14 protein-coding genes are annotated in these 26,070 nt (G+C 40.0%); 10 read left to right on the top strand and 4 right to left on the bottom strand.

Translation table 11 applies throughout. The features are described 5' to 3' along the window. Positions 1–67 precede the first annotated feature (67 nt). From KTR06_RS17650 to KTR06_RS17665, 4 genes are all read right to left on the bottom strand, one after another. Entirely contained in the window at positions 68–388 is a 321-nt protein-coding gene (locus KTR06_RS17650) for a helix-turn-helix transcriptional regulator (RefSeq protein WP_008770400.1), read from the bottom strand. 15 nt (positions 389–403) lie between these two features. Then, the gene (locus KTR06_RS17655; RefSeq protein ID WP_120067133.1) at positions 404–952 is read right to left on the bottom strand and encodes a hypothetical protein; all 549 of its coding nucleotides are present in this window, start codon (positions 950–952) and stop codon (positions 404–406) included. Positions 953–1,038: 86 nt separating this feature from the next. Beyond that, positions 1,039–1,287 (bottom strand): hypothetical protein, encoded by a 249-nt coding sequence (locus KTR06_RS17660; RefSeq protein WP_032856256.1) that lies wholly within the window; start codon positions 1,285–1,287, stop codon positions 1,039–1,041. Positions 1,288–2,015: 728 nt separating this feature from the next. Further along, positions 2,016–6,023, bottom strand: coding sequence for a two-component regulator propeller domain-containing protein (locus KTR06_RS17665; protein WP_217290637.1), 4,008 nt, complete (start codon positions 6,021–6,023; stop codon positions 2,016–2,018). Positions 6,024–6,407: 384 nt separating this feature from the next. Here KTR06_RS17665 and KTR06_RS17670 point away from each other — a divergent pair, with 384 nt between their 5' ends. From KTR06_RS17670 to KTR06_RS17715, 10 genes are all read left to right on the top strand, one after another. Then, positions 6,408–8,219 (top strand): glycoside hydrolase family 2 protein, encoded by a 1,812-nt coding sequence (locus KTR06_RS17670; protein ID WP_217290638.1) that lies wholly within the window; start codon positions 6,408–6,410, stop codon positions 8,217–8,219. Between the two features lie 129 nt (positions 8,220–8,348). Next, positions 8,349–11,465: a TonB-dependent receptor gene (locus tag KTR06_RS17675; RefSeq protein ID WP_217290639.1), complete on the top strand. Its 3,117-nt coding sequence runs from the start codon at positions 8,349–8,351 to the stop codon at positions 11,463–11,465. Positions 11,466–11,492: 27 nt separating this feature from the next. Further along, a complete protein-coding gene (locus tag KTR06_RS17680; RefSeq protein WP_217290640.1) occupies positions 11,493–13,106 on the top strand; it encodes a RagB/SusD family nutrient uptake outer membrane protein in 1,614 nt (537 codons plus the stop codon). A 37-nt stretch (positions 13,107–13,143) separates the two neighbouring features. After that, a complete protein-coding gene (locus tag KTR06_RS17685) occupies positions 13,144–14,322 on the top strand; it encodes a SusE domain-containing protein (protein ID WP_217290641.1) in 1,179 nt (392 codons plus the stop codon). Positions 14,323–14,378: 56 nt separating this feature from the next. Further along, on the top strand, positions 14,379–15,557 hold the full coding sequence (locus tag KTR06_RS17690; protein ID WP_217290642.1) for a glycoside hydrolase family 76 protein: 1,179 nt from the start codon (positions 14,379–14,381) through the stop codon (positions 15,555–15,557). Between the two features lie 103 nt (positions 15,558–15,660). After that, on the top strand, positions 15,661–17,772 hold the full coding sequence (locus KTR06_RS17695; RefSeq protein ID WP_217290643.1) for a family 43 glycosylhydrolase: 2,112 nt from the start codon (positions 15,661–15,663) through the stop codon (positions 17,770–17,772). A gap of 22 nt (positions 17,773–17,794) precedes the next feature. Beyond that, positions 17,795–19,951: a GH92 family glycosyl hydrolase gene (locus KTR06_RS17700; protein ID WP_217290644.1), complete on the top strand. Its 2,157-nt coding sequence runs from the start codon at positions 17,795–17,797 to the stop codon at positions 19,949–19,951. A gap of 314 nt (positions 19,952–20,265) precedes the next feature. Further along, positions 20,266–21,156, top strand: a complete 891-nt coding sequence (locus KTR06_RS17705; protein WP_120067141.1) for a PfkB family carbohydrate kinase — start codon at positions 20,266–20,268, stop codon at positions 21,154–21,156. A gap of 248 nt (positions 21,157–21,404) precedes the next feature. Beyond that, positions 21,405–24,470, top strand: a complete 3,066-nt coding sequence (locus KTR06_RS17710; RefSeq protein ID WP_217290645.1) for a TonB-dependent receptor — start codon at positions 21,405–21,407, stop codon at positions 24,468–24,470. Between the two features lie 64 nt (positions 24,471–24,534). Then, positions 24,535–26,067 carry a RagB/SusD family nutrient uptake outer membrane protein gene (locus KTR06_RS17715; RefSeq protein WP_217290646.1) on the top strand — a complete coding sequence of 511 codons (1,533 nt, stop codon included), beginning with the start codon at positions 24,535–24,537 and terminating at the stop codon, positions 26,065–26,067. The last annotated feature ends 3 nt before the right edge of the window (positions 26,068–26,070 follow it).

Consider the following 26,070-nt stretch of genomic DNA (forward strand, 5'->3'; position numbering starts at 1 on the left):
TCCCGAGCTGCAGTAGCTGATCCGGAAAAATCTGATAGCAAATCTTTCCTACTGCAGCCGGGGTGAGCTATACAGCCATCGGTTCCTCTTTGATAATCGAGATTTCCAGTGCGTTTTCAATCTTGGTCAAAGTTTCGAGTGAAAGGTTCTCCCGTCCTCTCAACACCTTTGAGATGTATTGCGGGCTGCAATTCATTTTTTCAGCCAATTGCTTTTGGCTCATTCCTAATTCTTCCATCCTGTCCAGCATCAGCATGGCAATATTTTGCGAATGTCGGAGCCAAGACTTGTTTGTTTCAAGGAAGTCAAACAGCTCACGCCATTTCGAAGGCGTTGGAGAAGCATGTTCTTCAAGCCTTTGTGCGATAGATTTCATACGATTTTCCATATCATTCCTCCCAAATTATAATTCACTAATATACTCTATAAACCCTTCGTCATCAATAATTCCTTCTTCCAGCAGGTAGCGCCGGACTTTGTCTATTTTCACAAGTTCCTGCCTGGTGTGCTCTCTTTCCTGCATCGTAGCCGTCAGCTTGATGGCGCCTCCGGTGATGATGTAGTTGCCTTGAATCAATTTGATAGCGTATAGCCGGAGCCATGACGAGTGACCGTATTTACGTTTTAACCGAGCCTTTTCTTTTTGCAGCATCATATCCGAAGCCTGGTTGTTGTCCAGCGGGCGGAATATCTTGCTTAAATCGGTTTCCGGGGAGATGTCCATTATGATGTATCGAAGGCGTTCACTATCTTCAATAGTATCGCTGATAGCTTCTTTTATATCTGTTATTTTAAAGTAGGCGTTCAAGTCATCTATATTCTCCTTGAAGAAAGTGCGTAGCCAAACCACGTCGGCCCAGTTGTTGAACACCTTATAAAATTCGTTATCATCCTCGCCTTCAAAGTGTACAGCCCATAATTTTCTGTCTCCAGTAATGTCGTCAAATGTCATATCTCCTTGTTTTATAGTAAGACAAAGATACGCAAAAGTAACGAGATAATAAACTTATAGGTTGATTATTTAGCAAGAAAAATGTTTTATTTAGTTGGTTTAGTGGTTGTATGGTAGATGGTGGTGTCTGTGTCCCAGTCATTAATTTCATCATTCGTGTTTATTTGCAGACTGTCAATGAGAGTTTTTTGATGAGTTATTTCCGGTTGTTCGCAGCCTCCTATCAGTTGTATAATGAATATTATTCCTGCTATAACGATTCCTGCTATGGTATTATTGATAACATTTCTTTTTAAGCCTTTAATATAAGAATTCTGATACCTGTTATTTTGCATAATTTATATTTTTTACGCTGTGAAGTTAATAAATTAAATGCGATATTTATCATTATTTGTCACTTTAATTAGGTTTATCCGATTAAAAACGATACCTTTGTATTACAAATAAGAGTTCATTGATTTAGATAAAAAAAGGAGTTCGTGACTTAGTCGGTGGCTAATTCGGTGGCATTGACTAAAGTGAAGGCTCTGTAAATAACTGATAATAAGTGCGAAATAGCAAAAATGTTTTACGGCTATCATCCGCACACTTTCTATATATAAACAGACAAAAAAGCCTCTAAACAGACATTTAGAGGCTTTTTTTATATCCTTTCCACAGATCATCCAAAAACGTGAAAGCTCAGTCTGAAAACTTGGGGGATTTGATTCAGGGCAATCACATCCTTAAAAATAGATTCATTCCGGTGCATAAATGAACTATTTCAGAAATGAACTAATCCGCACAGAAAGAAATTAAATAATATAGTTTAGACTTTTCTCCACTGTATAAACAACTTGTCTGAGACCCGGGTGTCAGATAGAACTCTATTACAAAGCGTTTTTTCTTTGGTACTAGAGTAAATAAAATTCTGATGCGTCTAATATCTATTCAAAAATGTGCGGGAATGAATCATTTTTTAGGGATATGGCTGTCCTGAATCAAGTCCCCCAAAAATTACAACTGAGCCAACGTGAACACATTCTCGGTGACATTTGCGGTGATACCCCGGAATCCTCCGTGATTACTTCTTTGCTTTATTCGCATGTTGGGCTATAAACTCCTTAGGTAAAATACCATAAGCTTTCTGAAACACACGTGTAAAATAGGAAGCTGTACTAAAGCCGACACTATATGCAACCTCATTTACCCTCATATCAGTCTCCAACAATAATTGGCAGGCTTTTCTCAGACGATAATTCCTTAAATAATCACCTGGTGTAGCACCAGCTATTGCTTTGAGTTTTCTTTGCAGGTGAGAGCGGCTGATATTGAAAATATCGGTTAGTGATTCTACCGAGAAATTTTCGTCTGAGATATGCCTTTCAATTTCTTCATTCAACTGGTTCAAAAACAGCTCATCATTTTTACTGGTAACTAATGCAGAGTAAGAAATAAAAGGAGAACGATTGAAAGCCTCAAGCACAGTTCTCCGATTTTCAAGTAAACTTATGATTTGCGCCTTCAGATATGAAACTGAGAACGGCTTTTCGATGAAAACATCTGCACCTGAGTGTAATCCTTCTATCTTTACTGCATTTTCAGTTTTAGCCGAAAGTAGTATGATAGGGATATGGTTATAATTGAGGTCCGACTTCAATTTCTTTGTAAATGAGATACCATCTATCCCAGGCATCATAATATCCGAGATTATAATATCATAGCTGTTCTCTTCTAATAATAGTATGGCTTCCTCAGCATTGAAAGCAGTATCAGCAACATAGTCTTTGTTCAAAGAGTTTTTTATAAATGAAGCCATTTCGATATTATCTTCGACAATAAGTATACTGTTTTTGTTTTCTGGCGTACTTCTGTTTTTTATTATTTCCTTTTCGGAAGCAATATTATCAAGCTCTGATTTATGTTGATATAAAAGAGGTAAATCTGAAAAATTAAATACAAATGTAGCTCCCCCAGTTTCATTGTCTTTTACAGTAATATTGCCATTCAGCATCTCAGCGAGTTTTTTAGCTAAAGATAATCCTAAGCCAGTCCCCATCTTCCCGTTATCATTTTGCACCTGATAAAAAGGATCAAATATCAGTTTTTTATAGGCATCAGAGACACCATTGCCATTATCCTCAACAAATACAGAATAAGTCGCGTTCTCATTCTTTATGAGAGATAAAGCTATTTTATCTTTCGTGTATTTTAGCGCATTTGTAAGCAAATTCCCTATTATTTTAATCAATGCATCTGTATCAGAATTTACTACAAGCTCATTTTGAGGAAGCTGGAGAGTAAAATCAATATGCTGTTTCTGAGCTGTCTTACTGATACGTCCATACAATTCAGTTAAAAGATGGCGCAGGTCTACTCTTGTCGGGTTTATAATATATTGAGTTGAATCCATTTTTCTAAAATCCAGTAACTGATTAATCAAATCAGTCAACCTGTCACAATTCTTTTCGATTATCAATATATTCTCTTTAGTCTCTGGACTTCCTTCTCCTGAATTAACAACTTCCTCCAAAGGTGCAGAGATTAAGCTCAACGGAGTTCTAATTTCGTGTGCTATAGTAGTGAAGAAATCTATTTTCGATTTAAAAGCTAAGTTTTCCTGTTCAGTTTTGAATGCTTCCAGTTGTTTTTCTTGTTTTGCCCTACTTTTCTTTATGTAAAATGAGATAATCAAATAGGCCATAACCAGAATCAAAACAACATATATAATCTTGGCAGGGATAGATAACCAAAACGGGGGTAGTATCTCTATCTCTACTTTTGCCCCCTCTTCATTCCACAATTCGTCATTGTTAGAGCCTTTCACTCTGAATAAATATTTGCCAGGAGATAAATTTACATAAGTTACGCTTTGTTTATTTCCTACATAATTCCACTCAGTGTCTGTTCTTTCCAACTTATATGCATATTTATTTTTCGAGTGTGCTATATAGCTTAAGCTAGTATAAGATATAGAAAAAGAAGACTTGTTATAGGGCAATACTATCTTTTGCTGCTTGTTTAATTTTTGCTGTATAGCCTCATTCAGTTCCCTATCTCTATTACCAAGAATATCAATCTGGGTTATTTCTATTGATGGTAAGACGGTATTCTTGTTTTTATTGAGATCTTGGGGATAAAACGAACTAAACCCATTGATTCCTCCAAAGTAAAATTTCCCATTTAAAGCCTTATAACTTGATTTATAATTAAACTGGTTACTCTGCAATCCATCGTCCCTTGTATATAGTTTTATATTGTGCGGGTCTGATGTGTTCATCTGGATGATTCCTTTATTAGAGCTCATCCACCAATTGCCTTGCGGATCGTCCAATATACCATATATTACCCCGTTAGGCAAACCATCGGTTTCAGATATATTCTTAAAACTATCGGTTTTATAGTCGTAAATGAAAACACCTTGCCCCTCGCTTGCAAATAGTAATCTTTTTTTAGAATCAATATAAATATTAGTCAATTTACTCTCTTTTAATGGCTTACAATTAGTGTATATTGAATCGTAACATATCCATTCATTAGTTGGCATATGATATCTTATTACTCCTGAACCGTAAGTTGCCAACCATAGATTTCCAAAATCATCTTCTTTTATATCATATATAAACTTAGAAGCCTGCTCTATGTTAATGAATATATTTTTATCTCTGTCATACTTATTCAATCCTGCATGAGTTCCGACATAAATATCTCCTTTTTTAGTTTTATATAAAGCATATATACCATCATCGTTGATACTGTTCTTTCCATCAAGACTACGTTTGAATACAGATAGAGACTTTGTTTTAGTATTGTAGACATGAATTCCTCTCGCATAGGTACCTATCCACAGGTTATCTCCGTCTAGTAATAAGGCATGTGCGTTATGGTATAATCCTTTTATCGGCTGAGTGATAGTTTGCTCTTTCGTATTAAAATAATTTACGCCTCCATTCTCTGTAGCTATCCATAGATTCTCATTTTCATCTTCGCAAAACTGCCTGACTGTTTTCCCCGATAAAGATCCGGATAAGATGTCGGAATAATATGTTTCTATGCAAGATGCACTAGGACTTAAGTAATTTACTCCTCCCGAATAAGTGCCAATCCATATCCCTCCTTCCCTATCTTTGTAGATTGAACCGATAGCCTGGTCACTCAAACTATGATAAGAATTAGGAATGTCGATTCTCTTGGATGTTCTATTCTCAATATCGAACATATACAATCCATTGTCTGACCCTACAAGAAGAGCATTGTCCCGATATTGGCAAATAGCCATAATACGTGTTACGGCAGAAGGTTCTTTATTTGAACCCAGAAAAGTGGTATATACATTGGACTGTTTTTTATATAAACGTAGACCTTTACCCCATGTTCCAAGCCATAAATCACCATTTACATCTTCGACGATTGTTTGTGTCTCATGCTCGGAGCTATCATAGAGGCTGTACAATCCTTCTACCGGATCAAAAAAGCCTGTATTTGAATTATACCTGAGCAATCCAAGCCTTGTACCAACCCATATATTATCAGAGGCATCTCCGTATATAGACCATACTATGTTGGAGTCGAAATCGTATCCATTTACCCGCACCCTCTTCAGCTCATTCTTTTCGGGATTATAAGTATAAATACCTTGCGAATTAGTTCCTATCCATATATTTCCTCTATTATCCTTAAAAATGGTGGTCACAGTATAAGTGATTTTAAAATTATCAGCAGTTGTATTTTCCACTTTTTCGAAAGTTTCGTCGGCTATATCCATTATATAAAGCCCTGCTTCTGTACCTACATACAGTTTATTATTATCAGCCTCTATCATACAATGTATGATATTATTTCCTATCGTTTTCTCTTTTTGAGGATTATATCTGAATACCTTGCAACTATTCCCATCGAATTTATTTAAACCATCCTTTGTCCCAAACCACATAAAACCTTTCGTATCTTGCATGATACAAAAGACAAAATTTGCGGAAAGCCCATTATCTACTTGTAACTTCTTGAAATGAAAATTAGAGTACCCCTGAGAAAAGGAAACAATGCTATAAAAGGAAAGGCAAAGCAAAATATACAAATAGTGATTTTTCATATAAAGAATGGTATAACGTGAAAGTATCGACAAATATACGCATTTATCGGCAGTGAGAAAATATCAATTATTATTTATTTATATCACATTTTAGTCAAGATGGTTATAAAAACCTTTTATTGCCATTTTTTTACCCAAATATATCACCTTGGCAATAGATGAATTATCTATTTTTGCCATCAATCAAACCGAGAGCTTGTTAGCCCTTTAATATTATAGAAAAAATAGTTCAATACCATGAAAAAACCAACACACAAGAAAACACAGCTTACCAGTTATGCAGCAATTTTCCTTTCTTTTAGGAATGATATTCAGGCTTCAAATTTAGTGCCTCCTATAGCTTCTTAATATTTATACTAATTACATACAAAAATCTATCATCAAATGAAAACACCTTTTTTATTAATTATTTTACTCTTTTCTTCCATGTCATTATCTGCGCAGTGGAAACCCATGGGTGATAAAATAAAAACGGCTTGGGCAGAAAAAATTGATCCTAACAATGTTTTGCCGGAGTATCCCCGTCCGATAATGGAACGCGATAAATGGCAAAATCTGAATGGTTTGTGGGATTATGCAATTTTACCTATGGGACAGCAGGAACCTCAAACGTTCGATGGAAAAATTCTTGTTCCTTTTGCTGTTGAGTCAAGTCTTTCCGGTGTCCAAAAAGAGCTGGGCAAAGGAAAAGAACTATGGTATAGACGTACATTTACAATTCCCTCCGACTGGAAAAGCAAAAATATAATACTACATTTTGGAGCAGTGGACTGGAAAGCAGAAGTTTACCTCAACAATATTAAAATAGGAACTCATACTGGAGGATATACACCATTTAGTTTTGATGTAACCCCATTCCTAACTTCAGGAAACCAGAAACTGGTAGTTAAAGTATGGGATCCTACAAGCGATAGTTCTATACCAAGAGGAAAACAAGTGACTAATCCTCATGGAATATGGTACACACCCGTTTCCGGTATTTGGCAAACAGTCTGGTTGGAGCCGGTGAATAACAAACACATTGTTGGCGTTACCCCCATTGCCGATGTAGACAATAATAATTTAAAAGTGAAAGTATGTACAAAGAATACAGAATCATCTGATATTGTAGAAGTTAAACTAAAGGATAACAATAAAGTCATCGCTTCAGCAAAAGGAGTTGCAGGACAGACACTAGATCTCTCTATTCCGAATGCGAAACTTTGGTCGCCCGAATCTCCATTCCTTTACGATTTGGATGTTGCTATCATCGAAAGAGGCAAACCGGTAGATAAAGTTAACAGTTATGCCGCAATGCGCAAGGTGTCGAAAAAGCGTGATGCAAATGGTATACTACGCATGCAATTGAACAATAAAGATATATTCCATTTCGGACCATTAGATCAGGGATGGTGGCCTGACGGACTTTATACAGCACCAACAGATGAAGCTTTGAAATATGATATTGTGAAGACAAAAGACTTCGGATATAATATGATTCGCAAACATGTAAAAGTAGAGCCGGCACGTTGGTACACTCATTGCGACCGTTTAGGTATACTCGTATGGCAAGATATGCCCAATGGAGACCAGGGACCTCATTGGGATATGCACCACTACTTTGACGGAAAAGAAGTCACACGTTCCATCGAATCAGAACAAAACTTCCGCAAAGAATGGAAAGAAATAATGGATTACCTGATGCCTTATCCATCTATCACCGTATGGGTTCCGTTCAATGAGGCATGGGGACAATTCAAAACACAAGAAATTACGGAATGGACTCAGTATTATGATCCATCACGTCTAGTTAACTCGGCAAGTGGTGGCAATCATTATCTAAAAGTTGGAGACATACTCGATTTCCATAAATATCCTTCACCGGAGCTGATGATGTATGATAACGAACGAATTACCGTTGTCGGCGAATATGGCGGAATAGGTATGCCGCTTACAGGCCATTTATGGCAACCCGACAAAAATTGGGGATATGTACAATTCAAGAGTGCAAAAGAAGTAACAGACGAATATGTGAAATACGGACAACAATTACTAGAATTGGTAAAAAGAGGCATATCTGGTGGTGTATACACACAAACAACGGATGTAGAAGGAGAAGTAAATGGTTTAATAACCTATGATAGAAAGGTTATTAAAGTAGAGGAAGACCGTATTAGAAAGATTAATCAGGAAATCAGTAATTCACTGTCGGAATAACGAGTATATAATAGGTATTAGGCGAAACTGATTCTTTATAGTTGTCCTGCAACCAAGCAACCAGCGTTGCAGGATAATTATAAGGTATATAAAAGAAACACAATTTATTATCAATAAAATAGTTATAATATGACTAGTAGAATATGTAAACTATTAATGTTAACCGGTTTAATACTGCTATCTGCAGGAATTACCACAAAAGGATTTGCTCAAACTGGTGTCACACAGCAATCTCGAACAGAAAAAACTGTAAAAGGCACTGTGAAAGATGAGCAGGGAGAACCGTTGATTGGCGTGAGTGTTGTTGTAAAAGGCACCGCCAATGGTACAGTGACGGATGTAGATGGAAAATTTTCCATCATGTGCAATGGTGATGATGTGTTAGTAATCTCATATATTGGTTTTCAAACCATTGAGAAGAAAGCAGGAAACACATCATTTCAAGCTCTTATTATGAGAGAAGACTCGAAGGTATTGGACGAAGTTATCGTGATCGGTTATGGTACTACTACCCGTAAACATGTGATAGGGGCAGTCGATCAGGTAAAAGATAAGCTTATTAAAGATCGTCCGGTAGCTAATCTTACCCAGGCATTGCAAGGAGCGTCACCTAGTCTCACGATTCAGCAACGTAGTATGAATCCGAACGACAACTCAATGAATATTAATATTCGAGGTGTCAGTTCAATGAATAACAACGACCCTCTGATTGTTATAGACGGAATGATTGCCAATGATGTTAAAGCAATGAATATGCTTAACCCAAGTGACATAGAAAACGTTTCCATATTGAAAGACGCTGGTACAGCCGCCATTTACGGTTCACGTTCGTCCAATGGAGTAATACTGATTACCACAAAGAAAGGGCATTTGGATATGAAACCCCAGGTCTCTTTCAACGCTTCTATTGGAACGCAAAACCCAGATATCTTATTGAAGCCGCTACCGGGCTATCAAAATGCGCTGTTACGTAACGACTCGTATGTAAACGCTGGCAAAGACCCTATTTACACTGCCGAGGAAATACACCAGTTTGCTCAAGGAGACAGTGAATGGGGATATAAAGCTATATTGAAGAATGCTCTGCAACAAAGTTATAATGTAGGTGTACAAGGAGGTTCTAAGACTACCTCTTACAATATTTCCTTCGGATATTACGATCAGGAGAGTAACTATAAAGGGCAAGACTTTGGAGTTAAAAGATACAATTTCAGAAGTAATGTTGTATCTGACATAGGCCGTTTGAAACTGACTGCATTATTGGCTTACGACAGGCAGGAAGGGCGTTCGGACAGAGGTGGCTTATGGTTATCAGATGTTATGCGCGTACCAACATACAATACGTATGACATATATCCCGATGCGGATGGAAAATATTACAATACAGACGTCACCACCGGAGGTAATTTCCTTGCCACCCTATATCATGGTGGTCTTACAACTAACGACGACGACCATTTTCAAGGGGTTGTATCCGGGGAACTAAACATTTGGAAAGGGTTGAAAGCGAAAGCTGTATTAGGCTATGACCTGAGATCCGAACATCGTCTTATAAAAAGACGTTATCACCCGGTATATGATTATATCGACAGGGATAAAATCATAAATGAAAGCGATAAGAAAGATTATAGCATTGAGGACTATAACGGAAAGATAACCATGTTGAATACCCAGTTCCTTTTAGAGTATAACCGTACTTTCAACAAAGTGCATAATGTTACAGGGGTATTTGGATATACAACAGAGTCATTCCGCAGACAAGCTAATGAAATCAAAAGAAAATATGTCGACCCTGATCTCTATACGGATACAGATGACACCGAAATAGATCCTGGCAGTTACAATACACCTGGTGGAACAGTGGAGCGTGCGCTTCATTCGTGGTTGGGTCGTTTAGGTTATTCATACATGGATAAATATTATGCTGAAGTAAGTGCCCGTTACGATGGTTCGTCATTGTTAGCAAAAGGGCATCGATGGGCATTTTTCCCATCAGCGACTCTTGGATGGCGAATCTCGGAAGAAGACTTTTTCTCTTTCTGGAAAGAAAAAGTAGGAGACCTGAAAATAAGAAGTTCATATGGGTTGTTGGGAACTCAATCCGTGCCAGATTACCAGTATTTCACCACCTACGATATTTATAAGAATCAATATGGGTTTAATAAAACTCCGGTAACAGGCACAGGCTATACCTTTGGCAATGAAGCGTTGTCATGGGAAAAGACGAAGACATTCAACATCGGATTTGACGCTACTTTATTGAAAAACACCTTGAGTATATCTTTCGATTACTTCAATAAATACACTACCGATATTTTGTTAGTGCCACAAACTCCGAGTACTTTAGGAGGAGCCGTACCTTATAAGAATATTGGAGAGATGAGAAACAGGGGATGGGAATTGTCGATAAACTACCGGCTAAGTCATTCCGATTTTACTCATAACTTCGGATTCAATATAGGAGATTCTTTTAATAAAGTAATAAAATACGGAAAACAGGATATATTTCAAGTAGACGGAATAGAACGTATTGTTCGCGAAGGCGTGCCTCTGCATAGTTATTATGGATTTAAAACAGATGGACTCTATCAAAACGAAGAAGAAATACGAAATTCAGCAGTGTTTATCGGAGCAAACTTGTCACCTGGAGATGTGAAGTATGTAGATCGCAACGGTGACGGAGTAATAGATGACAACGACCGTTATATCTTGGGTAATGCTTTCCCCCGCTATATCTTTGGATTCAACTATTTACTCAACTGGAAAGGGTTTGATTTCAATATGTTGTGGCAAGGTGTAGGCAAACGCGACATGGCATTACGTGGCGAAATGGTTGAGCCGTTTCATGGAAGTTATTATTTTGTCATGTTCGAGCACCAGTTGGATTATTGGAGCCCGAGCAACACAGACGCCAAATATCCACGGTTGATAAATGACTATGCAACGTCTTCATATGCAAACAATTACCAACATTCGTCCGACAGGAACATTTATAATGCAGCATATCTGCGATTGAAGAACTTACAAATTGGTTATACTATTCCCGAAAATATAACACAGAAAATAGGTATAAACAAAGTACGGGTATACGTAACCGGACAGAATTTATTAACAATCACAAAAAATAAATTTATCGATCCTGAGTCTTCTGAATTTGGTAACAGTATGAATGCCAATGGTGCAAACAGTGGACGTAACTACCCCACACTGAAGTATTATGGTGGTGGTATTGAGATCGTATTTTAAATACAATAATCAGATATAGTATAATATATGAAAGCAACAATAATTAAATATTTTTCATGGTGTCTGTTTATTTGCATATTTTCATCCGGTTGCGTCGATCTGGATGTATCTCCTACAAATAAATTTACTGACGACAACTATTGGACATCAGAAGAAAAAGCAGCTTCGCTTTTGCATATGGCATATCGCCAGATGAACAGTACGGAATGGGTATTCCGTGACGAACGATTGAGTGACAACCTCTATAACGGATACGGTGGTGATGATGTCAAGACTATCAGTAACGGGCAGGCTACATCTTCAACAGGACTTTTTGATAAAGTCTGGGGTGAACTATATGGTGGGATAAAGACAACCCATACACTTCTAGCCAATATCGACAGAGTAGAAATGGATGAAAATCTCAAAAACAGGATGAAAGCTGAAGCCCGCTTTATACGTGCTTTCCTTTATTTCCAATTGACAAATTGGTATGGAGATGTGCCCTTCTTTACACAAGATATCGATGAGCAGACAGCAAGAACTATTGAGCGAACCAAACAGGCTACCATCGTAGAATGGCTACATCAGGAGTTGGAAGAAATAGCAGAGATACTACCCACCAAAGAACGGTATGCAAGAGCTGACAGAGGACGGATTACATGCGGAGCGGCAGTAGCTTTCAACGCTCGTGTAGCCTTGAATTTCAACGATTGGGAGAGAGTGAAAAAATATACCGAAAAGTTAATCGACAAAGCTGACTATGGAAGATATTCACTTCATTCCAACTATCAGGAACTATTTTATAAAGCGAATGAATATAATAACGAAATAATTCTGGATATTCAATACGTCCCTAAAGTACGTACATGGAGTGATATATCAACATATGTTCCATTCAATTTAGAATCGGTACAATACATAGTAGCAAGTCCCACTCAAAGCCTTATAGATACCTATCTCATGAGAGATGGAAGCAAATGGGATGAAGCAAAAAGCGCTTACGACAACCGTGATCCCCGCATGGATATGACAATCGTGCGTCATGGCAGTGTAGTACAAAAAAGAGACGGCTCGTCCTATACGGTAAATGTTAATCCTAACGGTGCATCAAAAGATAATAAAGACAAGATTGGCCATGCCAGTGGTTCACAAACCGGATACTTCTACAGGAAGTATTATGATCCGAATCCAAGTGCGTGGACAGTAGGGACTTCATGGAGTTGTAACATCAACTTTGTAACACTGCGTTATGCCGACGTTTTGTTAATGTATGCAGAAGCTATGTACGAATTGGATAAAATGACTCCTGAAATCTGGGAGCAAACCATCACAGCACTCCGCCGCCGCGCCGGGTTCAATGAAACACCAGCAGCAATGGACTATCCGACAAGTGGAGATATTCGGCAAATTATCAGAGACGAACGGCGCGTAGAACTGGCACTGGAAGGAACACGCATTTATGATATACGTCGTTGGAAAATTGCAGAAGATGTCTTGAATGAACCATTCAGAGGAGCCAAATTTAAGTTGAGTAACGGTGATTTGACCTACTTCTCGTATCATGAAAATTCATTCAACAGGGATCGGGATTATCTATGGGCTGTGCCGAGAAAACAATTTACGATCAACCAAAATCTGGGACAAAACCCCGGATATTAATCATGACGATTTTTTTAATCATTTAATATATAAAAAGATGAAAAACAAAATATTATTTACGGCCATAGCATTCCTTACATTAGCATCAGGAGTATTCACAAGTTGTGAAAAAGTGAAAGAATTTGAGAGTGTATCTGTCACTCCAGTTCCTAAATTATATGAGCCGGTTGAAGACAGATATGCAGTAATAGAAGATGTATCAAACCTGTACTTTGAATGGGAAAAAGCCCAAGCAGAAGATAACAGCGTGGTTTATTACGATATATTATTCGACAAACTTGACGGGGACTTTTCTAACCCCATCTATATTTATCCGGCAGACGGCAACGGTTTAAATACCGGAGCTACCATTACGAAAAAAGGCTTGAATAGAATAGCCCGGCTTGCAGGTGCAAAGTCGGAAGAAGAAGCAATCGTAAAGTGGACCGTACGCTCAAACAGGGGAATGAATTTCGCTTTGACTCAAGAATCGAGAACAATCACCTTGCTCCGCATGGCAGGTCTCGAAGATTTGGACGATGGAGAAAGATTGTACATTGGTGGAGCTGGTTCGGAACAAGGACAGCGTGTGAAAATGATAGAGACCAAAGAATCGACCGTTTATTACGAAATATATACAAAACTGGAGGCCGACGAACCAATCTATTTCTACACCAGATTACAAGCTAACTCTGACAGAATCATATCAATCAAAGAAGATGGAAAATCGATTGAAGAAACTGCCGGAGGCGAAGCACTTCCTTATACAGTAGATAAAGCAGGGGTCTATCGTATTAAACTTGACTTCAAGAACAAAAATATTTCTTTTGAAGAGATAAATAAGGTAGCTATACGTAATTCATGGACAAATGCCCGCGGCATTTTTAGTTATACCGAGAAAGGTGTTTGGGAACTTATGAACTATAATGTACAATTACAAAAAACCGACTGGGGCTTTGACGAACGTTATAAGATTGAATTTACCGTAGACGGGAAACAAGAAGACTGGGGACAAATAGAAGAGAAGTTCTTTGATAACAGACCTAGCATAGACAGAGCCGGATACCGTGATATGGCTCCTACCGATAATGGTCAATGGAACGGTAAACAATTCAAATTCCCGGAAGAGCTTTGTGACAAAAATAATCTCAGCAAATATTTCACAGATGTTACGATATCTATGACTGCCGAGAAAAATTACACTCACGACTTTACTAATATAAATACAGGTGACTAAATCATACGCGGTCTGTTTCTCGTAAGGGAAACAGACTGCTAAAAACGGAATCAATTATGAAAAATATATTATTCGGAATTCTCCTTACATTTTCATGTTCTCTGATGTCGTGTGGCACATACGAAGATGAATATATAGAAGTAAACCAGTTTCCCAAGTACTCATGGGTAGCAGCGGCCGACAGTGCTTCAACAGCTTTTGTAAACAGGTATTGGAACACATCCGTGGGATGCTTCAACAATACATTTGACGGACAAATAGCGCAAAATGACTACTGGCCCGAAGCGCATGGACTGGATGTAGTAGTGGATGCTTACCTGCGTACCAATGATGAAAAGTATAAAAAAGTCATCTGGGACTTTTACGATGGAGTAAAAAACAAAAATGGAGGTAAATGGAGACACGATTTTTATGACGATATGGGTTGGCATGCAATGGCTCATCTACGCGCATACTATGCAACCAATGACGACCGGTTCTTACAATCATCTCACGATCTGTGGACATGGATCACAGAAGGTTGGAATGATTACGATGGTGGAGGTATCCAATGGAAAGTAGGAACCGATGCTGAAAGTATGGGAAAAGGCATACCATCAAACGGACCTGCGGCTATTATTGCAGCCAGATTTGCACAAAAATACCCTGATGAGACCATCAACGGTTTCACTAACCTACAATGGGCACTACGGATATATGAATGGATGAAATATCATCGGACTGTATTGTCTACAGGGCGGGTATTTGAAAATTTTGACAATACAAACGGCGATTACTCGTATGATGTAGGCACATTTATGGGAGCAGCTATCGAATTGTATAATATCACAAAAGAGAAAGTGTATTTTAATGATGCAGTGAAAGTTGCCCGTTATCATATAGCAAATAACGTAAACACCGCCTACAAGGTCATGAGGGATTATGGCGAACAAACCGGCGATGGCGGCGGACACGACTGTAACCTCTTCAAAGGTATATTTGTACGCTACTTCACCATACTGATACAGCACCCGGATCTTTCGGACGGTGACAGGATGCGTTTTGTTGCTTTCCTGAAAAATAATGCAAACTACCTATGGACTCTTGGCACCGAAAAGCCAGTTATCAAAATGAGTCCTACGTGGTGGCAAATGCCGAAAGGAGATACAGCATGGGGCGATTTACGTTCAGCCATAAGCGGTACAACAACAATAGAAGCGATGGCCCTATTGGAGAAAAATGGATTTGTAGAATAAGCAAAATCCATAATAAATAAAATCTTTATCTATTTATACCCTGCAATTAGCCAAGATTGCAGGGTAATAGTTCCCTGTTCTATCCAATTATAAATAATATCAGATGAAACAACACATAAACTCAAAGTCTTTACTCACTTTAGCAATCATAATAAGTCTGTTGGGAATCAACTTAATTGCTTGTGGCGACAAAGATGAAATAGAAGATGAGGAACTCATTGCAGTGAAGAATCTTAACGCCCCTATGAATGGCGATTACATTGTACTACAATCTGTTACAGACCTATTATTCGAATGGTCCAAAAGTGAAACGAAAGATGTAAATTACACAATTCTATTCGATAAGGAGAATGGCAATTTTTCAGCTCCTATATATAAGGTTTCATCAGATAATGCAGGGGCGAATACCAATATTAGAATCACACAACACAAACTTAAAGATATCGCAACCGCTGCCGGAGGTACTGCCGGAAACAATATAAAACTAAAATGGGCTATACAGACCACTAAAGGTTTAAAATCCATTCTGTCTGAAGAATTTCGAAGTATCACTTTCGCTCTGCCAGCCGATTTAGGTGGCATCATCAAAGAGGGAGAGAAATTATACATCACCGGAGAGGGAGCAGAAGATGGTCAGGAAGTGAAAAAAGTAGAATATAACGGCTCCACGATTTATGAAATATATACGAAACTGGAAGCTAACAAACCTTATTCTTTTTATTCGCAACTAGGTGAGCAAAAAAGAACATTCAACCTGAAGGAAGATGGTATAACATTGAACGAGACTACCGGACAGCAGTTTTCCGGAACAACAGTAACACAGACAGGAACTTATCGTATCCGTTTGAACTTCAATACCTATCAGGCTACCACAGAGAGAATAAATAAGGTAGCAATCCGCTTCAGCTGGACGGGACGGGAAAATGAATTTAATTATACCTCAAAGGGATGCTGGGAGCTAAAAGATTATAATGTACAATTATTCGCTACCGACTGGGGCTTTGACGAACGATACAAAATAATCTTCACTATTAACGAACAAGAAGAAGAAGCCTGGGGACAACTCGGACCTGAATTCGGACAAAGGCCAGCCATTGACAGACCCGGTTACAGAGATATGGCTCCCACTGCAACCGGACAATGGGATGGAGCACAGTTCAAATTTCCAGCCGAACTATGTGATGAGAATGATTTGGGCAGGTATTATACCACTATTTTAATCTCAATGACAGCCGAAAAGAACTATACTCACGATTTCCTGGATATCACTTCTCATGGAGATTATACTGCCAAATACCAAAACCCGGTATTTACAGATTTCTCTTTACCCGATCCCGATGTGATAAGAGGAGAGGATGGCTACTTCTATCTGTATGCAACGGAACACTCTCTGACAGATCCCAATATGAAAAACGCACCTATTATGAAGTCGCGAGACCTTATTAACTGGACAAGAGCAGGTTCCATCTTCACAGATGCAACTCATCCTCAAATAACAGGAGTGAGTGATGCCGGTATCTGGGCACCGACTGTAAGCAAAGTGAATGGCAAGTATATCATATACTACTCACAGCCTGCACCCGAATGGAAACATGCCATCGGTGTCGCTACTTCATCCTCGCCAACCGGTCCTTTTACCGATCATGGAAAACTAATAGACAGTAACGAGCAGGGAGTCGATATTTCGATAGATGCCTATCTTTATCAAGAGGATGGCCGCAACTACCTGTTCTGGGGCAGTTTTCGTGAAATTAGCGTGATAGAACTGACTGCCGACGGAATGTCTATCAAAAAAGGAGCAGTAAGAAAGAAAGTTGCCGGAGGCCAATACGAAGCCGCCTATGTTATCAAAAGAAACGGAGTATACAATTTGATATTATCTACCGGCCAATATCACAAAGGTGGTACATACAGTTTAGTTGTCGGACAATCGAATAACATCATGGGTCCATATACCAATAAAAAAGGAGAAGATATGAACGATGTCAAGCATGAGTTGATGTTAAAAGGCAATAACCGGTTCTCTTCAACCGGACATTGCTCGCGCATCATCACAGACGATGCGGGTCAGGACTGGATTCTGTATCATGGATATGTTGACGAGCTAGATTATCGTTGTCTGATGCTTGATAAAGTAAATTGGATAAACGGATGGCCGGTTGTGAATAATACATATCCCACTTATACCGGATATAGCGCTCCTGTATTCAGATGAAAATTGATTAAATAGAAAATATATGTTTGGAAAAATGAAAGCTATTACCATTCTCGCCCTTCTGGCTATTGTCGCAGGATGTGCAGTTCAGAAAGACAAGAACAAACGTTTGACCGATTATGTCAATCCATTTATAGGGACCACCACTTTGTGGGACAGTATAGATTTAGGGTACAATCCCACTCGCAGGGCATGGGGAGCGGAGACTTTCCCCGGTGCATCCTTGCCTAACTCAATGGTGCAAGTCACTCCCGTCACCATGTGGCGAAGCGGCTCGGGCTATCAGTATGAAGATACCATTATCCATGCTTTTGTTCATACCAGCAAAGGGCATTGGAATCTCTGTTATGTTCCATTGATAGCAGTAAGCGGGAATGTTGATCCAAAATCTTATTATACAGGGTATAGCCACGATAACGAATCGGCAAGTCCGGGATATTATCAGGTCTATCTCAAAAAATATGACATTAATGCGGAAGTGACTTCATCCTTACGATGTGGTTATCATAAATATACTTATAAAAATGGGAAAGGGAAAAAACTATTGGTCGACCTATCCCATTCTAATGAGCATATAAGAAGCTGGAATATAGAGAAGTCGGACGATAATGTATTCTCCGGTTATCAACAGACAGGCCCTACTTTTTATTTCTATGCGGTGACCAATCATAAAATCAAGGATATAGAATCATTGAAAGATGGGGATGCGGAAGTTCGTATTGTAAACTTTATCAATAATGAGAACATCAATGATCCTCTCGAAATGAAAGTCGGCTTCTCTTATGTCAGTGTCGAAAATGCAAAGAAAAATCTGGAGGCAGAAATACTCACCAAAGATTTCGCACAAGTAAGAAATGAGGCAAGCGACACATGGGAAGGATTGTTATCTAAAATTCAAGTATCAGGTGGTACGGAAGAACAGAAAGAAACCTTTTATTCTGCTCTCTACAAAGCATTTCTATGGCCCATATTATTAAGCGATGTAAATGGAGAATATGTTGATGCCAAAGGCGAGGTAGTAAACAAAGGATTCCGTTACTATAGTGAACCTTCTTTTTGGGATGATTATCGTAATAAGTTAACTTTGCTGGGTATGGTTTCTCCCGATGTCACGGCAGACGTCCTAAAATCTATTACAGATTATGGAGAGATTAGAGGATTCATGCCCAGATTTTTCCATGGCGATCATGCTTCTACCTTTGTTACAGGGAGTTATTTAAGAGGTATCCGCGATTTTGACGTGCAGCACGCATATAAAATACTCTTAAACAATGCCTTTGCCGAAGGCGAGGGCAGCAGACCTCATATTAAAGAGTATATGGAGCGGGGATGGATATCCGAAATGGATATTAAAGATCCCAAATTAGAAACAGTAGCGAAAGCAGCTGTGACAAAGACGCAGGAATATGCATACGATGATTATGCTACTGCCTTGCTGGCCAAAGAATTGGGCGATATGCAAAATTATGAAATACTGATGAAGAGAACAGATAGTTATAAACATCTATTCGATCCCACCACTCAGCAGATGCGTCCCCGATTGGAAAATGGAGAATGGGTAACTCCATTCGACCCTAAGAGACCATTCTATGAATATATGTATCGTGAAGCTAATGGATGGCAATCAACCTTCTTTGCTCTCCACGATCCTCAAGGTCTCATTGATTTATTCCCCAGCAAAGAGGCATTTGAAACTAAATTAGACTCCTTATTTACTATCCCATGGGAAGGGTATGAAGCACATAACCTGACTACTTTTATCGGTCAATATTGTCATGGCAACCAACCTGGGCATAGTATTCCTTATATGTATTATTTTGTGGACAAACAGGAAAAGTCTCAGAAAATACTGAATAAGATATTGAACGGTTATTATCGCATGGGACCCGAAAAACTAGCATATTGCGGCATGGATGACGCAGGAGAGATGTCTTCGTGGTATGTATTGAATTCCATAGGGTTATATACATATTCACCTGCCGACCCTAAGTATATTATCACTGTACCCTTATTCGACAAGACAATCTTTAATTTGAATGGCAAAGATTTCACTATCAAGAAAAAAGGAAACGGAGAAAAGATAACAAACATTACTTATGACAACGAAAAAGTAGAAAGTTACTTTATCACTCATGACAAGCTAAAGGAAGGAAAGGAGTTGATAATTAGTGTAGAGTGAGTGGTTAATTATAAAATAAACAGAAGAATCTCAAAAGGATAAGGTATGAGATGGGGCGTTTTTTATCACTTTAACTAGGTTTATCAGAAATAAAAAGTACCTTTGCGGCAGAATTAAAAGTTCATTGATTTAGGTAAAATAAGGAGTTCATTATACGTTCGGTGACTTATTCGCTGACATGAACAATGCGAGGGCTCTGTAAGATATGAAACAACAGTGCATAAGATAGTCCGTATTTAGTGACCGTCATCCGCACTAAAAATAAACTAGAAGCCTTCAAGATACTATCTTGGAGGCTTTTTAATTGGTTAGACATGAATAAACATCAACTTTGCTGCATCGGTCACATCACATTAGACAAAGTAGTCACTCCCCAAAATACTGTCTATATGCCCGGAGGAACGGCTTTTTATTGTTCACATGCCATCCGCCATTTTAACGACATCGATTACGCTTTAGTAACAGCAGTCGGCACCACTGAAATGAACATTGTAGAACAACTACGTGAAATGGGTATTCATGTAACCGCCCTGCCAAGCAAATATTCCGTATACTTCGAGAATATCTATGGCGCCAATCCGGACGACCGTACTCAACGTGTATTAGCAAAAGCCGATCCGTTCATTGCCGGTCAGCTGAAAGATATAGATGCACAAATCTACCATCTCGGCTCTCTGCTGTCTGACGACTTCTCATTGGAAGTAATCAAAGAACTATCTCAAAGAGGGTTGATTGCAGTAGACTCACAAGGCTATTTACGTGAAGTGCGTGACACTCACGTCTATCCGGTGGACTGGACAGATAAGCGGGAAGCTTTGCAATATATCCATTTCCTGAAAGTCAACGAGCACGAGATGGAAGTGCTGACAGGTCTTTCCGATCCGCATGAAGCTGCCCGTCAATTATACGAATGGGGCGTGAAAGAAGTGCTTGTCACCTTGGGAAGCATGGGATCACTTATTTTCGACGGAGAAGACTTCTATCGTATTCCGGCTTATAAACCCAAAGAAGTGGTAGATGCAACAGGGTGTGGAGACACTTACACCATCGGCTATCTATACCAACGGGTATCAGGAGCCGGCATTGAAGAAGCAGGACGCTTTGCAGCCGCCATGTCAACTCTAAAAATAGAGAAATCAGGTCCTTTCAATGGCAGCAAAGAAGATGTCATTCAATGTATGACCACTGCGGAACAGATGTTTTAAAACAGGAAATCATAGAACGAACAACGTATACATAGGATATACCTCCCCCGACGGGTAATCTTCATCCCATTATTCAGGCACGAACAACACCGGTTCGTGCCTGAACCTTTTTCAACAGTCACCTCCCTTTTAGTGTTAAAATCAACCATTCCCTCTTTTTTCCAAAATCTTTTTTGAATTTCGTTTGTTTCCTTTGTTACTCTCGCCAAAAGACGGCAGAAAAAAGACTTCAACCTAAATAATAACAAATGGAAAAATTTAATGCAATGAGGACTAGACTTTTACAACATCTTCAGAAAAAAGCCATCAGGTCAAGGAGCATCATGACGCTTGTTTGCCTGCTACTGGCCTCTGCATCAGCCTTTGCACAGACAAAGACGGTGACAGGAACAGTGACGGACGCTGCCAATGAACCATTGATCGGCGCATCGGTACTCGTACAAGGAACTTCCACCGGAACCATCACAGACATGGACGGTAAATATTCAATCTCTGTCACTCTGGAGGACGTATTGGTATTTTCATACGTGGGGATGACTTCGCAAACCATTAAGGTGGGGGCACAGAATGTCATCAATGTCACTTTAAAAGAAGATTCACAAGTACTAGCCGAAACAGTCGTTATCGGATACGGTAGTGCAAAGAAAAGAGACTTGACAGGTTCTATCACCAATGTCAAAGGAGAAGAGTTAGCCAACAAACCGGCAATGAATCCGCTGTCTTCCCTTCAGGGGAAAGTGGCAGGTGTGCAGATTGTAAACTCCGGACGAGCCGGATCGGACCCGGAAATCCGTATTCGCGGAACAAACTCCATCAACGGATATAAACCGCTGTACATTGTCGACGGATTATTCAATGACAACATCAATTTCCTGAATCCGGAGGACATCGAATCTATGGAAATCCTGAAAGACCCGTCATCTCTGGCTATCTTCGGTGTTCGCGGTGCGAATGGTGTTATCATCATTACCACAAAGAAAGCCAAAGAGGGACAGACACTGGTCAATATTAATACTTCTTTCGGTTTCAAGAAAGTAGTGGATAAAGTGAAACTGGTGAATGGTTCACAATTCAAGGAACTATATAACGAACAGCTTGCCAATCAGAAAGATGACCCTTTCGATTATACCGGCTGGGATGCCAATACCGACTGGCAAGACGAAATTTTCCAGACTGCTTTCATTACAAACAATAACATCAGTATTACAGGGGCCTCGCCCAAACACAGTTTCTATCTGGGTGTAGGCTACTCTTACGAACAAGGCAACATCGAGCATGAGAAATTCAGCAAGGTAACCATCAACGCAAGTAATGATTATAAGATTACGGACTTTTTGAAAGTCGGTTTCCAATTCAACGGTGCACGTATGCTTCCTGCAGATTCCAAACAGGTGTTGAATGCCCTGCGTGCAACTCCTATCGCTCCGGTATATAACAACGAATACGGATTATATACGGCTCTGCCCGAATTCCAGAAAGCGCAGATCAACAACCCGATGGTAGACGTCGAATTGAAAGCAAATACTACCAAAGCGGAGAACTACCGGGCATCCGGTAACATTTATGGTGAGGTAGACTTCCTGAAACATTTCACGTTCAAAGCGATGTTCTCTATGGATTATGCGTCGAACAACGGACGGACGTATACACCGATCGTAAAAGTATACGATGCCGCTGTCAACGGAGGGATCTCTACTTTGGGAACAGGCAAGACCGAGGTCAGCCAGTTTAAAGAGAATGAAACCAAAGTTCAGAGCGACTACCTGTTGACATACACCAACAGCTTTGATAATGGAAATCATAACCTGACAGCTACCGCCGGTTTTACTACCTATTATAATTCGTTGAGCCGATTGGACGGAGCACGCAAGCAGGGGGTCGGACTGGTCATTCCGGATGATCCGGACAAATGGTTTGTCAGCATCGGCGATGCAGCTACCGCTACCAATGGAAGTACTCAATGGGAACGCAGTACATTATCCGTACTTGCACGTGTGATCTACAACTATAAAGGTAAATACTTGTTCAACGGTTCTTTCCGCCGGGATGGTTCTTCCGCTTTCTCCTACACAGGCAATGAATGGCAGAACTTCTTCTCACTGGGTGGAGGTTGGTTGATGTCCGAAGAAGAATTTATGAAAGACATCAAATGGCTGGATATGTTGAAAATCAAAGCATCTTACGGTACGTTAGGAAACCAGAACCTGGATAAAGCCTATCCTGCCGAACCCTTATTGACCAATGCTTATTCGGCTGTATTCGGTAAACCGTCCATCATTTATCCCGGATACCAACTTGCTTATCTTCCTAATCCTAACCTACGTTGGGAAAAAGTAGAAGCCTGGGAAGCCGGATTTGAAACGAACCTACTTCGCAACCGCTTGCATTTTGAGGGTGTTTACTATAAGAAGAACACCAAAGATTTGTTAGCCGAAGTTCCCGGAATTTCCGGAACTATCCCCGGTATCGGAAACTTGGGAGAGATCCAGAATAAAGGAGTGGAAATGGCTGTAACCTGGCGCGATCAGATTGGTGATTGGGGATATTCCGTCAGTGCCAACCTGACTACTATCAAGAATGAGGTAAAAAGTCTTGTTCAGGAAGGATACTCCATCATTGCCGGAGATAAGCAGCAAAGTTACACAATGGCAGGTTATCCTATCGGATATTTCTATGGTTATAAAGTGGCAGGCGTTTATCAGTCACAAGCAGATATTGACGCATCACCCAAAAATACATTGGCTACCGTTACCCCCGGTGACCTGAAATTCGCCGATGTGAACGGTGACGGAGAAATCACCCCGGAAGACCGTACCATGATAGGTAACCCGACTCCAAAGGTCACTTACGGTTTTTCTCTCGGAGTAGACTACAAGAATTGGTCGTTAGGCATCGACATGATGGGACAAGGCGGAAACAAGATTTTCCGTACATGGGATAACTACAATTTTGCCCAGTTCAACTACCTGGAACAACGTTTGGACCGCTGGCACGGAGAAGGTACGTCCAACACCCAACCGTTGCTGAACACCAAACATTCTATCAATAACTTGAATTCCGACTATTACATTGAGAACGGTAGTTTCTTCCGTATCCGTAATGTACAGTTAGCTTATACGTTCGACAAGAGCTTAATTGCCAAAATACGTCTGCAAGCCCTGAAAGTCTATGTCAACATACAGAACCTGAAGACATGGAAACATAATACCGGATATACTCCCGAACTCGGAGGAACCGCCACTGCTTTCGGAGTAGATAACGGTAGTTATCCTGTACCTGCAGTCTACACCTTCGGCATTAACCTAACATTCTAGTGGCAAGGTGCCACTGCCAGTTTTCCATGCGGAACACAACTTTAATCTTTAAAACTATCATTATATGAAACTGAATAAATATATATTTGCAGCTCTTATTACTTCAACTACATTATTTCTAGGCAGCTGTAGTGACTTTCTGGATCGTAGTCCACAAGGACAGTTTACGGAAGATGATAATCCGAACGCTCTGGTCAACGGTAAGATTTATAATGTCTATACGATGATGCGTAACTATAATGTGACAGCCGGTCCTCCTGCTTTTGCCATCCACTGTTTCCGTTCGGAAGATTCGGAAAAAGGAAGTATTGCCAGCGATGGCTCTGATGTAGCCGAAATGTATGATGATTTTGTGTATACACCGACCAACGGCCTACTGGGTGCTTATTGGGGACAGAATTATGCCATCATCTACCAATGTAATGAGATTCTTGATGCCATTGCAGAAAAAGAAACAGCCGGACAAACAGAAACTGAAGATATCATCAATAAGGGAGAGGCCTCTTTCTTCCGTGCTTATTGCTACTTCAATCTGGTAAGAGCTTTCGGCGAAGTTCCTTTGGTAACTTATAAAATCAACGATGCTTCGGAAGCCAATATCCCGAAGACAAGTGCTGATAAAATCTATGAGCAAATCGACAAGGACCTGAAAACAGCAGAAGAGTCATTGCCGGAAACATGGAGCAGCGAATACACCGGACGACTGACTTGGGGAGCTGCCCGTTCCTTACACGCGCGTACTTATATGATGCGCAACGACTGGAACAATATGTACACAGCCTCCACCGATGTCATCAAAAAGGGGCTCTACAACTTAAAGACTCCGTATAATGAGATTTTCACGGACGATGGTGAAAATAACGGAGGTTCTATATTCGAGTTGCAATGTACAGCTACTGCCGCTCTTCCTCAAAGTACCGTTATCGGTAGCCAGTTCTGTGAAGTACAAGGTGTACGCGGAGCAGGTCAATGGGACTTGGGATGGGGATGGCACATGGCAACAGAGTATATGGCGCAAGCATACGAACAGGGTGATCCACGCAAAAACTCTACCCTACTCTACTTCCGCCACTCGGACAGCGAGCCTATCACTCCGGAAAACACCAACGAGCCATACGGCGAATCTCCGGTTTCTCCGGCAATGGGTGCTTACTTTAACAAGAAAGCCTATACCGACCCGGCTTTGCGTAAAGAATATACCAACAAAGGATTCTGGGTAAACATTCGTCTGATCCGCTACGCAGATGTATTGCTGATGGGAGCCGAATCAGCTAATGAAAAAGGTATTCCGGGTGAAGCAATCGACTATTTGGAACAAGTACGCGCACGCGCCAGAGGCACCAGTACCAATATATTACCTAAAGTGACGACTACCGATCAGGGAGAATTGCGTGAGGCCATCCGCCACGAACGCCGTGTGGAATTAGGGTTGGAATTCGACCGTTTCTACGACCTCGTTCGTTGGGGCATTGCAAAAGAAGTGTTGCACGCAGCCGGTAAAACCAATTATCAGGACAAAAACGCACTGCTTCCACTGCCGCAGACAGAGATCGACAAGTCTAAGGGAGTGTTGGTACAGAACCCCGACTACCAATAAGAA

Origin of the sequence: Bacteroides sp. MSK.20.12, from assembly GCF_019052435.1 — a bacterium.
Lineage (GTDB): Bacteria > Bacteroidota > Bacteroidia > Bacteroidales > Bacteroidaceae > Bacteroides > Bacteroides xylanisolvens.